Below are 14,612 nucleotides of genomic sequence, written 5' to 3'. Positions count from 1 at the left end.
CGCCCGCCTGCCTCGCGCTTCAAAATCACACTGAACGAATCGATCACAATGTCCGAACAGAATCAGCAACCTGCCTACGACGAATCGTCCATCCAGCAGCTCGAAGGCCTTGAAGCCGTGCGCAAGCGGCCGGGCATGTACATCGGAGACACCTCCGATGGCACGGGCCTGCACCACATGGTTTTCGAAGTCGTGGACAACGCGATTGACGAAGCGCTGGCCGGGCATTGCGACGACATCGTGGTTACGATCCACAAGGACAACTCGATTTCCGTTTCGGACAACGGTCGCGGCATTCCGGTGGGCATCAAGTTCGACGACAAGCACGAACCCAAGCGCTCCGCGGCCGAAATCATCATGTGTTCGCTGCACGCGGGCGGCAAGTTCAACCAGAACAGCTACAAGGTGTCCGGCGGCCTGCACGGCGTGGGTGTCACCTGCGTGAATGCGCTCTCCAAATGGCTGCGCCTGACCATCCGGCGCGATGGCAAGAAGCACTTCATCGAATTCAACCAGGGACATGCGGTCGACCGCATCGTCGAGATCCGCGAGGGCGTCGAGGTTTCTCCGCTCAAAATCGTGGGAGACACCGAAAAGCGCGGTACCGAAGTGCATTTCCTGGCTGACGACGAAATCTTCGGCCATGTCGAGTTCCACTACGACATCCTCGCCAAGCGCCTGCGCGAGCTCTCCTTCCTGAACAACGGGGTGGCGATCCGCCTGGTCGACCAGCGCACCGGCAAGGACGAGAACTTCGCTTTCTCGGGCGGCGTGAAGGGCTTTGTCGACTACATCAATCGCGCCAAGACCGTGCTGCATCCCAACGTGTTCTACGCCTCGGGCACCAGCCGGGTCACTACCGGTAACGTTCAGGACGTCGAGCTCACCGTTGAAGTAGCCATGCAGTGGAACGACAGCTACCAGGAACAGGTGCTGTGCTTCACCAACAACATTCCCCAGTCCGATGGTGGCACCCACCTCACCGGCCTGCGCGCAGCGATGACGCGCGTCATCAACAAGTACATCGAAGAAAACGAGATCGCCAAGAAGGCGAAGGTGGATATCTCGGGTGATGACATGCGCGAAGGTCTGGCCTGCGTGCTGTCCGTCAAGATGCCGGATCCCAAGTTCGCCTCGCAGACGAAGATGAAGCTGGTATCAAGCGAAGCCCGGCCGGCCGTGGAAGAAGTCGTGGCCGCCAAGCTTGCGGAGTTCCTGCTTGAGCGCCCGATTGACGCCAAAACCATCTGCGGCAAGATCGTCGAAGCTTCGCGTGCGCGCGAAGCGGCCCGCAAGGCGCGCGAAATGACGCGCCGCAAAGGCGTGCTGGACGGCATTGGCCTGCCCGGCAAGCTCGCCGACTGTCAGGAAAAGGATCCCTCGAAGTGCGAGATCTACATCGTCGAGGGTGACTCCGCAGGGGGCTCCGCCAAGCAGGGCCGCGACCGCAAGTTCCAGGCCATCCTCCCGTTGCGCGGCAAGGTGCTCAACGTCGAGCGCGCCCGCTTCGACAAGCTGATTTCCTCCGAGCAGATCGCCACCCTGATCACCGCGCTGGGCACCGGCATCGGCAAGGACGACTACAAGCCCGAAAAACTGCGCTACCACCGCATCATCATCATGACCGATGCGGACGTCGACGGCGCCCACATCCGCACCCTGCTGCTGACCTTCTTCTACCGCCAGATGCCCGAGCTGGTCGAAGGGGGCCACATCTACATCGCCCAGCCGCCGCTCTACAAGATCAAGCTCGGCCGCAACGAAACCTACATCAAGGACGATACCGAGCTCTCAGCTCACCTGCTGCGCCTGGCGCTCGACGGCTCGCAACTGCTGCCGCGTGAAGGCGCTGATGTGATTCAGGGCGAGGCACTGGCTGAAATGGCCCGCGTCTACCTGCTCGCCGAAGCCGTCATCAATCGCCTGACCGGCTGGATCGATTCCGACGTGCTGCAGGCTGTGCTGGCCCATGGCATCGAACTCTCGCTCGAAGACGAAGCCGCCGCACGCGATTCCGCCACCCGCCTGCAGGCTGTCGCGCCCGCCGGCATTACCGTGACCGCCTACTACCACGAGATCAAGGAAGCCTGGCATCTGGCTCTGGAGCGCATGCATCACGGCAACGTCAAGCGTACCGAAATCGATCCCGAGTTCATTCACTCCGGTGATTACCCGGCCATTCGCCGCGCCAGCGAACTCATCAGCGGCCTGATCGGCGAAGGGGCTGCGATGCACCGAGGCGAAAAGAGCAGCCCGGTGAAGAGTTTCGGTGAAGCCATCACCTGGATGCTCAACGAAGTCGAGCGCAACCTCGGCAAGCAGCGCTACAAGGGTCTCGGCGAGATGAATCCCGAGCAGTTGTGGGAAACGACCATGGATCCTGGCGTGCGCCGTCTGCTCAAGGTGCAGATTGACGACGCCATCGCGGCCGACGAAATCTTCACCACGCTCATGGGCGACCAAGTCGAACCGCGCCGCGATTTCATCGAACGCAACGCGCTCAACGCTCGCAACATCGACGTCTGAAAATGTCGTGTTGTGTGCGAATGCGCAATTCATGATCCACGAAACCTTCCATGCACGTTCGTGCGATATGAAGATTGTTTGTTGCACAAAGCATGCAACCAAATTGTGCGTTAACTCGTTTTCATGCACACGAAAGATGCATTTCGTGTTCATGAACGCATGTTTCGTGCTGTTCGTCGCCCGGGATTGACTACAAGTTATTGTTATTGAAAGAATTTCTATCGCATTCGTAATGCTGGCCTTGTTCTTGCTGAAGAGACGGGCAGGCCGAGCGTTTTGCTGCGAAAGTGCGCTTCCGGTCTGCTTCCCATCCTTTTTTGCCGGAACAGCCTTTCGATGCCTGAACACGACAAGAACCCGGCCCTGAAACGGGGCCTGAAGAATCGCCATATCCAGCTGATTGCGCTGGGCGGTGCCATCGGTACCGGATTGTTCCTGGGCATTGCCCAGACCATCCAGCTGGCCGGGCCTTCGGTGCTGCTCGGTTATGCCGTGGCGGGTCTGGTGGCCTTTTTCATCATGCGTCAGCTCGGTGAGATGGTGGTCGAGGAGCCGGTGGCCGGTTCCTTCAGCCATTTTGCCAATCGCTACTGGGGCGGGCTGGCCGGCTTCATGTCGGGCTGGAATTACTGGGTGCTCTATGTGCTGGTCAGCATGGCCGAGCTGACGGCGGTGGGCATCTATGTGCAGTACTGGTGGCCGGGGATTCCGACCTGGGCGTCGGCGCTGTTCTTCTTTCTCGCCATCAATGCGATCAACCTGCTCCATGTGAAGCTTTTCGGCGAGATGGAGTTCTGGTTCGCGATCATCAAGGTGCTGGCCATCGTCGGCATGATTGCCTTCGGCGCTTACCTGCTGCTCAGCGGTCGCGGCGGTGAGCAGGCCAGCGTGGCCAATCTGTGGCAGCTCGGTGGATTCTTTCCGCATGGCGTGGGCGGGCTGGTGATGGCGATGGCCGTGATCATGTTTTCCTTCGGGGGCCTGGAGCTGGTCGGCATCACGGCGGCCGAGGCGGATGATCCTGCCAGGAGCATTCCGAAAGCCACGAATCAGGTGATCTACCGCATCCTGATCTTCTACGTGGGCGCGCTGGCCGTGCTGCTGTCGCTGTTTCCCTGGGACAAGGTGCAGGAAGGCGGCAGCCCCTTCGTGATGATCTTCCACGCGCTCGATTCCGATCTGGTCGCCACGATCCTGAATGTGGTGGTGCTCACCGCGGCGCTGTCTGTCTATAACAGCTGCGTGTATTGCAACAGCCGCATGCTGCTGGGCCTGGCCCTGCAGGGCAATGCGCCGGCGGCACTGGGCCGGGTCAATCGCCGCGGCATTCCGGTGAGTGCGCTGGGCGTGTCGGCGCTGGCGACCGCCTCCTGCGTGCTGCTCAACTACCTGATGCCGGGCAAGGCCTTCGGTCTGCTGATGGCGCTGGTGGTGGCCGCGCTGATCATCAACTGGGCGATGATCAGCATCACGCATCTGCGCTTCCGCCAGGCGATGCAGGCGCGTGGCATCACGCCGCGCTATCCGAGCCGGGCCGCGCCGCTGACGAACTATCTCTGCCTCGCTTTCATGGCCGGCATTCTGGTCGTGATGTGGCTGACGCCCGACACCCGCATCTCGGTTTCGCTGATCCCGGCCTGGCTGCTTCTGCTGTGGGTGGCGCATGCCCTGCGTCGCCGGCTGCCCGAAGCGGCGGCCGAGGCTGTTCCGGTGCGGAGCAACTGATGATTCCCTTCCCCCTGTCCTCTTCCTGTTTCCTTTCCGGAGTCGCCATGCTGTCTGCATTCTGCGGGGCCCTGCGCCCGCGCCTCGTTCTTCCCCTGCTCCTGCTGGCCGCGCTGCCGGCGCGGGCGCAATATGTGATCCCGGCAGACGAGGCGGTGAAGCTTGCGCGCCAGAGCATGCCGGAGTATTTCGAGTTCCTCTCGCTGCCTTCGGATGCGGTGAATCCGGAAGACATCCAGCGCAATGCCGCCTGGCTGGAGAAGGCCTTCCAGAAGCGCGGCTTCAGCACGAAGCAGCTCGCCAACGAAGGCCGGCCGCTGGTATATGCGGAATACGGCAAGCCGGTGAAGGGCCGCAAGACCATCCTCTTCTACATGCATTTCGATGCGCAGCCGGTGACGCCGGCCGAGTGGAAGACCGATCCCTGGAAGCCGGTGCTCAAGGCGCGCAATGCCGATGGCAGCTGGGCGGAGCTGGATGCCGGGCGCCTGCAGGAGGCGATCGATCCGGAGTGGCGCGTGTATGCCCGCGCCTCGGCGGACGACAAGGGCCCGATCATGATGTTCCTCGCCGCGATGGACGGCCTGCGCGCTGCTGGCAAGGCGCCGGCGGTAAACATCAAGCTGATTCTGGACTCGCAGGAAGAGAAGGGCTCGCCGCGCCTTCACATCGTGATGCAGGAGAACCAGGCGCTGCTCGCCAGTGACGGTCTCATCGTGTATGACGGCGCCATGCCGTCGAGTAATCAGCCGGGCGTGAACTTCGGCAATCGCGGCTCCATCCAGCTCGACCTGACGGTGTTCGGTGCCAGCTCGGCACCGCATAGCGGAACCTATGGCAACGTCATTCCGAATCCGGCCCTGCGTCTGGCCACGCTGCTGGCGGGCATGAAGGATGCGGACGGGCGCGTCACCATTCCCGGCTTCTATGAAGGCGTGGAGATCAGCGCGCAGGATCGCGAAGGCATGGCCGCGATTGCGCCGCCGGCCGGCACGCTCGAAAAGCGCTTCGGCGTGGCGAAGCTCGATGGCCTGGCTGCTGCGGCCAATCCGGTCGAAGCCGTGCAGTACCCCTCGCTCGACATTCTCGGCCTGGAAGCCGCACGTGTCGGCCCGCGCGCTGCCAACGCGATTCCCTCACAAGCCATGGCCAGCCTGAACATCCGCACCGTGCCGGAGATCGCGCCGAAGGCGATGTTCGAGAAAGTCCGCACCTACGTCGAAGGCCACGGCTTCCATCTGATCGAGGGTGAGGCTCCGAGCGCAGAAGAGCGCGCTCGCTATGGCCTGCTTGCCCGCCTGGGGCTGGTGGCCTACCCGAGCACCTCCAGCGCCGCGCGTGTGGCGATGGATTCCCCGCTCGCCAGATGGGTGCTGAGCGGTGTGAAGGCGCCCCGCCAGATCGAGCCGGAAAAGGTGCGCATGGGCGGCTCCACGCTGCCCATGAGCGGCGCGGTGGATGTGCTGAAGATGTCTTACGTGGTCGTGCCGCTGGTGAATGCCGACAACAACCAGCACAGCTTCGACGAGAACCTGCGCCTGGGCAATTACCTGGAGGGCATCCGCACGATCGGGGCGATGCTTACCACGCGTTCGTTCTGAGAGACTGCTCGCAGGCGGCTTGCATCAGGGGCCGCCTGCAGCCGATCATCCGGAGCAGTTGCCACCCACTTTCCCGGAGACCCCAGCAGCATGACCGATTCCATCGACGACAAGGACCGCAGGATGCTTGACCTGCTGCGCCAGAACGGCCGCCTCACCAATCAGGAGCTGGCTGACCTGATCGGGCTCTCGGCGTCGCAATGCTCGCGCAAGCGCATCGCGCTGGAGCAGGCCGGGCTGATCCTCGGCTACCACGCCCAGCTCTCGCCCGAGGCCGATGGCACGCCGGTGATGGGCGTGGTCGAGGTGCGCCTGCAGAACCATACCGGTGAAGCGGTGGCGATCTTTCACGACTTCGTCTGCAAGGCCGACGCGATCCGCGACGTGCTCAAGCTCACCGGTGACTACGACTATCTGCTCAAGGTGGCCGTGGCGGATCTGGCCAGCCTGAGCCGGCTGATCCAGGAGCTGGCCGGCCTGCGCAACTGCGTGAGCCATCTGCGGACCTCGGTGGTGCTGGAGCGGCTGAAGGAAGCCGGGGTGGTCATCCCCGATAAAAGCTGAAAAGCACGGATCGCCTGTTTATTGACTTTATAAGGTTGATTTGTGCGTTTACAACACTAAAATTGCACGATTAACTTGATTCTTACGCTGTAAATGACAACCGCAAGCCTTCCCGACCGCGTTCCCCACACCACGCTCGAAGACGTCATGGCCCTGCTGCTGGGCACCCTCGTCGTCTCCTTCGGCGCCAGCCTGCTCAAGCAGGCCGGCGCACTCACCGGCGGCATGGCTGGCCTGGCTTTCCTGGTGCACTACGCCACCGGCGTGAAGTTCGGCGTGGCCTTCTTCCTGCTCAATGTGCCCTTCTACTGGCTGGCTTTCCGGCGCATGGGCCGGGCTTTCGTGATCAAGACCTTCTGCGCGATCGCGCTGGTGTCGGTGTTCACCGAGCTGCATCCGCACTTCATCGACATCTCGCGTCTGAACCCGCTCTACGCCGCGATCTTCGCCAATGCGGTGATGGGCCTGGGCTTCATCGTGCTGTTCCGCCACAAGGCCAGCCTGGGCGGCGTGAACATCCTCGCGCTCTACCTGCAGGACCGCTACGGCATCCGCGCCGGCAAGGTCATGATGGGGGTGGATGTCTGCATCGTGCTGGCCTCGCTGGCCGTGGTGAGCCTGCCGCTGCTGGCCGCTTCGGTCTGCGGTGCGGTGATCCTGAACCTCATCATCGCGATGAACCACCGCCCCAACCGCTATCTGGCCTGACAGGCCTGCTAATCTTGCGCTCCCGCGCCCTTCAGAAACTTCCGGACTCCGCCCCATGTTCCAGCATATCGACGCCTACGCCGGCGACCCCATCCTGTCGCTGATGGAAACCTTCAAGACCGATCCGCGCAGCGACAAGGTCAATCTTTCCATTGGCCTCTACTACGACGCCCAGGGCGTGATTCCCCAGTTGGACGCAGTGAAGCAGGCCTATGGCCGCATCGAAGGGCGCCGCAACGTGCCGAGCCTGTACCTGCCGATGGAGGGCATGAAGCCCTACCGCGAAGGCATCCAGAGCCTGCTCTTCGGTGCGGACAGCGCCGCGGTGAAGGCCGGCCGCGTCGCCACCATCCAGACCCTGGGCGGCTCGGGTGCGCTGAAGGTGGGCTCCGACTTCCTCAAGCGCTACTTCCCGCAGTCCGAAGTGTGGGTGTCGGACCCGACCTGGGACAACCACGTCGCGATCTTCGAGGGCGCGGGTTTCAAGGTGCATACCTATCCCTACTTTGATCCGAAGACCCTGGGCGTGGCTTTTGACGCCATGCTGGGCGCGCTGTCCGCCCTGCCGGCGAAGAGCATCGTGCTGCTGCACCCCTGCTGCCACAACCCGACCGGCTCGGATCTCACGCCGGCCCAGTGGGATCGCGTGATCGAAGTGGTACGCGCCCGCGAGCTGATTCCCTTCCTCGACATCGCCTACCAGGGCTTCGGCGCCGGTATGGAGCAGGATGCCTACGCGATCCGCGCGCTGGCGGCAGCTGACCTGCCTTTCCTGGTGGCCAACTCCTTCTCCAAGATCTTCTCACTCTACGGTGAGCGCGTCGGCGGCCTGTCGGTGGTGTGCAGCGAGGCTGCCGTGGCCGAGCGCGTGCTGGGCCAGCTCAAGGCCACCGTGCGCCGCAACTATTCCAGCCCGCCCATGCTGGGCGCCGAGCTCGTCAACGCAGTGCTTGCCGACCAAGCGCTCAAGGCCGGCTGGCTCGCCGAAGTGGAAGGCATGCGCACCCGCATCATCGCGATGCGCGAAACGCTCGTGAGCGCGCTCAAGACCACCCTGCCCGGCCGCAATTTCGACTACCTCGTCGAGCAGCGCGGCATGTTCAGCTACACCGGTCTCTCCGCCGCACAGGTCGATCGCCTGCGCGAGGAATTCGGTATCTACCTGGTGCGCAGCGGCCGCATCTGCGTGGCCGGTCTGAATGACGGCAACGTCGGTCGCGTGGCCGAGGCCTTCGCCAAGGTCATGGCCTGATCCCCTGCCGGCGCGCGTCTGCCCGAGGCGCGCCGGCAGAGTCACGCTGGCGGGCGTATTCCCGCCCCGGATCGCAGCCCCCATAATGAGCAGCTGCGTCGTATGCCGACGCCATGCCTGCCGGGGACCCATGCCACTGAGCCTCTTCGCCTATCGTCGTCAGAACGGCAACATGCGCCGTGTGACCAACAGGATCGCGGCGAGTCTGGATGAAGACGTCACGCTCGACGATCTGGCCGCCGCAACGAATCTCTCGCCGGCCCACATGGTGCGGCAGTACAGCCGGCTTTGCGGCGAATCCCCGATGCAGACGCTGCGCCGTCTGCGTCTCCAGCGCGCTTTCGACCAGATCGGCAAAGGGCCTTATGGCCGCTTTACGGCCATTGGCTTTGAGGCGGGCTATGGCTCCAGCGCGGCCTTCACCCACGCTTTCCGGAAGCAGTTTGGCATCGCGCCGAGTGATGTGCCCTCGATCCTCCGGCCCGAGTCGAAGCCCGTGCCGCTGCGCCTCGAATACCTGCCCGAGCGGCTCGTGTGGAAGTTCGACTACGAAGGCCTGTACGCCCAGAACGGCTGGTACAAGGCCCATCTGGTGTGGCAGTGCACTTTGGCCGGACGGGACGATCTGTTTGCTTGGCGAGTGAATGACCGTGACCACCCTTTTTCGGAAAACGGTGGCAATCGAGTCAAGCTCACTCACTTCGTGCCGGCCAGTGATTTGCCCTTGCCGCTGGAGGCTGATCGTCTCACCCTACCCGGTGGTCATTACGTGGTGACCGAAACGGTGTTCAACGAGCGCGTGGGCTTCGTGCGTGCGCTCGAGGACCGGATCCGCGAGGAGCTCGGTTGCAAGCTGATCGACCGCCCGAGCCTCGAACGAGAGCCGGCCGAGCGCTGCTGGCGGGTGCCCGAAGAGCGCCGGGTGGTGATGTATCTGCCGATCGAGCAGATCGATGCGCATGGGCGGCAGCGTTGCCTCGAAGCTGAAGCCATCTGCAGACGCAAATCCTGATCAAAACCTCGCGCTGCGCGTGCTGCAGAGTCAGGGTCTGGCGCAAGCCTTGTCCGCTCCGGGACAGGCGCCCTGCAGAGGATCGGAATATGTCGAGGAAAGCATCCGCAAGCTCGTCGCAGCACGAACTGGGCTTGTATGAGTTGTCCTGGCCCATCTTCGTCGAGATGGCCTTGTTCATGGCGATTGGCACTCTGGGCCTGTGGATGGCGGGTCATGTATCGGCCGCCGCCGTGGCCGTGTTCGGCATGGCCAACCAGCTGCGCACCGTGTTCGACCGCATCTTCCGCGTGGTCAGCATGGGCAGCAGCGTGGTGGTGACGCAGAGCCGTGGCGCAGGCGACGCGGAGGGAGCGCGCGCGCTGGCTCGCGCCGGTTTCTCCACTTCGCTGTGGCTGGGCTTGTGCGCTGCACTGCTGGTCGGCGCCGTGCCGGAGGCGCTGCTGCGCGTGCTGCATCTGCCCGCCGAACTGATGGCCAGCGCCGTGCCCTTCATGCGTGTAATCGCGGTGGCACTGGCCGTCGAGGCGGTGAACATCACCATGTTCGCGGTGCTGCGCGCTTTCACCTTAACCCGCGTGTCGATGCGTCTGGTGCTGGCCATGAATCTGCTGCACGTGCTGGTCAGCGCGCCGCTGGTCTTCGGCTGGGCAGATCTGCCTGCGCTCGGCGTGATGGGCCTGGCCTGGGGACAACTCGCCTCGCGGACGCTGGTGTTCAGCCTGCTGGTGTGGGTGTGGGCACGCCAGCTGGGCATCCGTCTGAGCCCTTTCGATCTGGTGCGGGTGCCGCGCGAACCGTTGCGCTCCATCCTGCGCATCGGCCTGCCCAGCGCCGGCGAGAAGGTTGGCTTCCGCGTGTGCTTCATGGCCACTGTGGCGATGGCCGGCAGCCTCGGCACCGCCGCGCTGGCCGTGCATGCCTATGCCATGCAGATCAACGGCATCGTGAACATGGTGGTGAACGCGGTGGCCAGCGGCGTGGAAATCATCACCGGCCATTTGGTTGGGGCCGGGCGCCTGCGCGAGGCAAATGCGCTGATGCGGCGCGCCTTGCGCATCAGTCTGGTGGCCAGCGGGCTGGGCAGCCTGCTGGCCTGGCTGATCATGCCGCAGGCCGTCGCGCTGTTTTCGGATAACCCGCAGGTGCCGCTGCTGCTCGCCAGCATCCTCGCCATCGAGCTGCTGGCGGGGCAGGGTCGCGCGCTCAACGTGCTGGTCACGGGCGGTCTGCGGGCTGCCGGCGACGTGCTCTTCACGGCCAAGACCAGCATCTACATCAACGTGCTGGCCGGCACCCTGCTGGCCTGGCTGCTGGGCATTCACTTTAATCTCGGCCTGCCCGGCATCTGGCTTGGTTACATGGCAGATGAATGCCTGCGCGGGCTGGTGGTGTTGCTGCGCTGGCAGTGGCGCACCTGGACGCCGCATGCCCGCCTTGCCCGGCGCCGGGCACTGGCGCGGCAGAAGCAGGTGCTGCCGGCAAGCTGATTTATTTGCAGGGAGGATGTAAGGATCGACGGGCTCATCCGGTCTTGTGTCGGGAGAGGCGCATTTTCGCCTCTTCCTTCACTGACAGGAGAGACCCGGATGAACAAGCAGATCCTTACGACTTCCGCCCTCGCGGCCATTCTTTCGCTGGCAGCGGCCCAGCCTGCCTTCGCGGCCGATACCGGGAAGGAAAAGTGTTACGGCGTGGCCAAGGCGGGCGCCAACGACTGTGCGTCGGCGACCGGCGCGCATGCCTGCGTGGGCCAGGCGAAGATGGACAATGACCCCAATTCCTTCAAGCTGGTGGCCATGGGCAGCTGCGAGAAGATGGGCGGCATGCTCAAGCCGGCTGGCAAGAAGTAAGCGGGCAAGGGGCCACAGCCATGTCAGCCAGGCATTCCCGCCCGCGTGTCGGCATCGGGCTGCGCGCCCCGCATTACCGCGAGTTGCTGGGCACCCTGCCCGCACTCGATTTCCTTGAAGTGCATGCCGAGAACTTTTTCCATGCCGGCGGAGCAGTGCTGGCAGTCCTGGAAGCGGTGCGCGCACATTACCCGCTGAGCCTGCACGGCGTCGGCCTGTCGCTCGGCTCGGCGGATGGCTTGCGCGAGACGCATCTCGACAAGCTCGCAGCGCTGGTCGAGCGCGTGCAACCGGAATGGGTGTCGGAACACATGGCCTGGGCGGCGGTGGACGCGCTGCACATGGCCGACCTGCTGCCGGTGCCGACGACCGATGAAGCCCTGACGCGGATGGCCGAGCATGTCGATCGCCTGCAGACACGGCTGCGCCGGCCGATTCTCGTCGAGAACATTTCGAGCTATCTGCGTTATCAGGATGGCGGGCAGGGCGACCTGGCCTTTCTGGCCGGGCTGGCCAGGCGCACCGGCTGCGGCGTGCTGCTCGACGTGAACAACCTGTATGTCAATGCCATCAACCACGGTTTTGATGCGCTGGCCGAACTGCACAGCCTGCCAGCGGATTGCGTGGGCGAAATCCATCTCGCGGGCCACAGCGAAACGCCGCTCGGGCTGATCGATACGCATGGCAGCCCGGTCTGTGAAGACGTCTGGCAACTCTATCGTGCGGCGATTGCACACTGCGGGCCGCAGCCGACGCTGATCGAGCGCGATACCGACATTCCGTCTCTGGCCGAGTTGCTGGCCGAGGCAGATCAGGCTCGCTGCTGCCTGGGGGCGCCCGTACATGTCTGAGCTCCTGACGCTGCAGCGCGAGTTTGCGGCGGCACTGAGGCAGCCGGAGCGGGTGCCGGCCATGCTCGCCCGCCTGATCGGCCCGGCCTCCCGCAATGCGGATCTGCTCTCGATCTACCGCGCCAACTCGGTCGGCAATGCGCGTGCGGCCTTGCGCCTGGCTTATCCGGTCTGCGCTGAAGTGCTGGGCGAGGAATGCTTCAGCCTGCTGGCGCGGCGTTACTGGCAGGCCGTGCCGGCGACGGAGGGGGATCTGAACCTCTATGGCGGGGCAATGCCCGCCTTCATCGCCGGGCAGGAAGATCTGGTGTCGCTGCCCTGGCTGGCCGATCTGGCGCAACTCGAATGGGCGCTGCATGAAGCGGGCATGGCGCCGGATCATGCACCGCGGCCCTTCGTCGAGCTGGCGGCGCTGTCGCCCGAGAGCCTGGCCGGTCTGCGTCTGGGTTTCCAGCCGGCGCTGCGCCTGATCCCTTCTGCCTGGCCGATCGCCAGCCTCTGGCAGCAGCATCAGCCGGCCTGGCGGGCAGAGCATGGCGAAGTCTTCCGGCTCGACGACTGCGGCCCGGAAAACGCGCTGATCCATCGCACTGGATGGCGTCCGGCCGTGCTTGCCCTGCCGCCCTCTCAGGCCCGTCTGCTCGCTGCGCTGCTGGCAGGCGAAGCCCTCGCGACGGCGCTGGCAGCGGCTTCAGCGGAAGATCCGGCGTTTCAGGCCGAACACGCGCTGTACGAACTCTTCAGCTGCGGTCTCGTGACCGCCCTCATTCCCGGAGACGCACCATGAAGCTTGCCCTGCCCGCCCCCCTCCGTCATGGCTGCGAGCGCGGTCTGGCGAGCCTGCGCGAGCTGCTCCTGCTGGCCCTGCGCCTCTACATTGCCTCGGTGTTTTTCAAGTCCGGCCTGACCAAGATCCAGGACTGGCAGGGCACGCTCGCCCTCTTCCAATACGAATACAGCGTGCCCCTGCTGCCTCCGGCGCTGGCTGCAGCAGCGGGAACGGCGGGTGAGCTGCTGTTCTCGGCGCTGCTGGCGCTGGGCCTCTCCGGCCGGTTTGCCGCGCTGGGGCTCGGCATCGTGAATGCGATGGCGGTGCTCAGCTATCCCGCCCTGTGGGGATTCGAGTGCCCGGCGGCGATCCAGTCGCATTTCTTCTGGGCGGGCAGTCTGCTCTTCCTGCTGGCCTTTGGTGCCGGCGCGCTGTCGGTCGATGCCGTTCTGGCGCGTTGGCGGGGCTGTTCCGCGGCGCGTGAGGGCCGATAATTCCGCCATGTTCTTCAAGTCTTCCGCCCAGCGCGAATTCGAACAGGTGGTACGAGCCTGGAGCGCGGAGCTTTACCGCTTCGCCTGGTGGCTCTCGCGTGACCGTTTTCTGGCCGACGAGCTGGTGCAGGAAACCTTTGCCCGCGCCTGGCGCGCCTGGGACCAGTTGCAGGATCCCGCCAATCCCAAGCCCTGGCTGATCAGCATCCTGCGCAACGAGCATGCGCGGCATCATGCCCGCAAGCAGTTCGATTACAGCGACGAAGCCCCCGAGGCGCTGAGTCTGCCGGCCGTGGATGATCACGCCACCCAATACGAGATGGAGAACCTGATCGGCAGCCTGCCGCTTTCGCTGCGCGAACCTTTCCTGCTGCAGACGCTCGGTGGATACAGTTGCGCCGAGATCGCGGCCGAGTTGCAGACCAGCGAGGGCGCCGTCATGGTGCGCCTGACCCGCGCCCGCAAAGCCTTGCAGGAAGCCCTGATCGCACCGGCCAGCGGCCGCCACAGGAAGTTGTCATGAGCCAGGAAAACATTTCCGCCAGCTGTCTGGAATTTCGTCGTGCCTGCCTGGCCGACCCGCGCCATGTCAGCGCCGAAGCGCTGGCTCATGCCGATCAATGTGCCCTGTGCCGGGCCTGGCGCCAGCGGGCGGACCGGGCCGAGCAGCAGCTCACGCAGGCGCTGTCTGCCGTTCCGCTGCCAGAGGGGCTGAACGAGCGCATCCTGCTGCGCGCGCGTGATGCCGCCCCCTGGTACGCGGGTCGCTGGCAAGCCTTTGCACTGGCCGCCAGCCTGCTGATCACCTGCACGCTGGGCGTGGCACTGTGGCATCAGCGACCGGTAGCGGCGGGCGATCTCGCGCTCGCGGCCGTGCGCCATGTCAGTGACGAAGGCCTGGAGCGCTTCACCCATCGCAGCGAGCCGCCCGAACGCTTCGGCGCCGTGCTGGCGAGTTTCGGCGGGCATCTGCAGGCGCCGCTGGGCAAGATCAGCTACATCCATCTGTGCCCGGTGGAAGGTTTCGGCCAGGGCTGGCACATCGTCTACCTCACGCCCGCCGGCAAGCTGACCCTGCTGCTGATTCCGGCGCGTGAAGGCGCTGCCACGGTCCGGACGGTGCAGGTCGAAGGGCGCAGCGTGAAAGTGGAACGTGCGGGGGCCGGCTACTACGCGCTCATCGCCGACAATCCGCACACGCTCGAAGAGGCGGCCCTCAACCTGAAGCAGCGGGTGCGCTGGGGAAGCTGAGCCAGG

14 protein-coding genes are annotated in these 14,612 nt (G+C 64.4%); all 14 read left to right on the top strand.

All coding sequences use genetic code 11. From position 1 onward, the window contains the following. The first annotated feature begins 48 nt into the window (after positions 1-48). The 14 genes from gyrB to ABDB87_RS07120 all read left to right on the top strand — a co-directional run bounded on the left by gyrB (position 49) and on the right by ABDB87_RS07120 (position 14,606). A complete protein-coding gene (gyrB, locus tag ABDB87_RS07185; RefSeq protein WP_345925463.1) occupies positions 49-2,526 on the top strand; it encodes a DNA topoisomerase (ATP-hydrolyzing) subunit B in 2,478 nt (825 codons plus the stop codon). 336 nt (positions 2,527-2,862) lie between these two features. Then, entirely contained in the window at positions 2,863-4,251 is a 1,389-nt protein-coding gene (locus ABDB87_RS07180; RefSeq protein ID WP_345925461.1) for an amino acid permease, read from the top strand. 47 nt (positions 4,252-4,298) lie between these two features. Further along, positions 4,299-5,852 carry a M20/M25/M40 family metallo-hydrolase gene (locus tag ABDB87_RS07175; RefSeq protein WP_345925459.1) on the top strand — a complete coding sequence of 518 codons (1,554 nt, stop codon included), beginning with the start codon at positions 4,299-4,301 and terminating at the stop codon, positions 5,850-5,852. Between the two features lie 90 nt (positions 5,853-5,942). Next, positions 5,943-6,416: an Lrp/AsnC family transcriptional regulator gene (locus ABDB87_RS07170; protein ID WP_345925458.1), complete on the top strand. Its 474-nt coding sequence runs from the start codon at positions 5,943-5,945 to the stop codon at positions 6,414-6,416. Between the two features lie 93 nt (positions 6,417-6,509). Beyond that, complete coding sequence (locus tag ABDB87_RS07165; protein WP_345925455.1) at positions 6,510-7,124, top strand: YitT family protein; 615 nt, start codon at positions 6,510-6,512, stop codon at positions 7,122-7,124. Between the two features lie 55 nt (positions 7,125-7,179). Further along, positions 7,180-8,376 carry an amino acid aminotransferase gene (locus tag ABDB87_RS07160; protein WP_345925454.1) on the top strand — a complete coding sequence of 399 codons (1,197 nt, stop codon included), beginning with the start codon at positions 7,180-7,182 and terminating at the stop codon, positions 8,374-8,376. Positions 8,377-8,506: 130 nt separating this feature from the next. Continuing rightward, complete coding sequence (locus ABDB87_RS07155) at positions 8,507-9,388, top strand: helix-turn-helix transcriptional regulator (protein WP_345925453.1); 882 nt, start codon at positions 8,507-8,509, stop codon at positions 9,386-9,388. An 89-nt stretch (positions 9,389-9,477) separates the two neighbouring features. Beyond that, positions 9,478-10,878 (top strand): MATE family efflux transporter, encoded by a 1,401-nt coding sequence (locus tag ABDB87_RS07150; protein ID WP_345925451.1) that lies wholly within the window; start codon positions 9,478-9,480, stop codon positions 10,876-10,878. Between the two features lie 99 nt (positions 10,879-10,977). Beyond that, a complete protein-coding gene (locus tag ABDB87_RS07145; RefSeq protein ID WP_345925449.1) occupies positions 10,978-11,241 on the top strand; it encodes a BufA1 family periplasmic bufferin-type metallophore in 264 nt (87 codons plus the stop codon). Positions 11,242-11,261: 20 nt separating this feature from the next. After that, entirely contained in the window at positions 11,262-12,092 is an 831-nt protein-coding gene (gene bufB / locus ABDB87_RS07140) for an MNIO family bufferin maturase (RefSeq protein WP_345925447.1), read from the top strand. Beyond that, positions 12,085-12,879 carry an HvfC/BufC family peptide modification chaperone gene (locus tag ABDB87_RS07135; RefSeq protein WP_345925445.1) on the top strand — a complete coding sequence of 265 codons (795 nt, stop codon included), beginning with the start codon at positions 12,085-12,087 and terminating at the stop codon, positions 12,877-12,879. Before bufB ends, ABDB87_RS07135 begins: the two co-directional genes overlap by 8 nt. Further along, positions 12,876-13,355 (top strand): DoxX family protein, encoded by a 480-nt coding sequence (locus tag ABDB87_RS07130; protein ID WP_345925444.1) that lies wholly within the window; start codon positions 12,876-12,878, stop codon positions 13,353-13,355. Before ABDB87_RS07135 ends, ABDB87_RS07130 begins: the two co-directional genes overlap by 4 nt. 7 nt (positions 13,356-13,362) lie before the next feature. After that, complete coding sequence (locus ABDB87_RS07125; protein ID WP_345925442.1) at positions 13,363-13,878, top strand: sigma-70 family RNA polymerase sigma factor; 516 nt, start codon at positions 13,363-13,365, stop codon at positions 13,876-13,878. Further along, the gene (locus ABDB87_RS07120) at positions 13,875-14,606 is read left to right on the top strand and encodes a DUF3379 family protein (protein WP_345925440.1); all 732 of its coding nucleotides are present in this window, start codon (positions 13,875-13,877) and stop codon (positions 14,604-14,606) included. The genes ABDB87_RS07125 and ABDB87_RS07120 overlap by 4 nt, the downstream gene beginning before the upstream one ends. Positions 14,607-14,612 lie beyond the last annotated feature (6 nt).

Source organism: Uliginosibacterium paludis, assembly GCF_039631355.1.
Classification (GTDB): Bacteria; Pseudomonadota; Gammaproteobacteria; order Burkholderiales; family Rhodocyclaceae; genus Uliginosibacterium; species Uliginosibacterium paludis.
The sequence above is the reverse complement of the archived record's forward strand: the minus strand, read 5'-3'. Positions and strand labels throughout refer to the sequence as shown.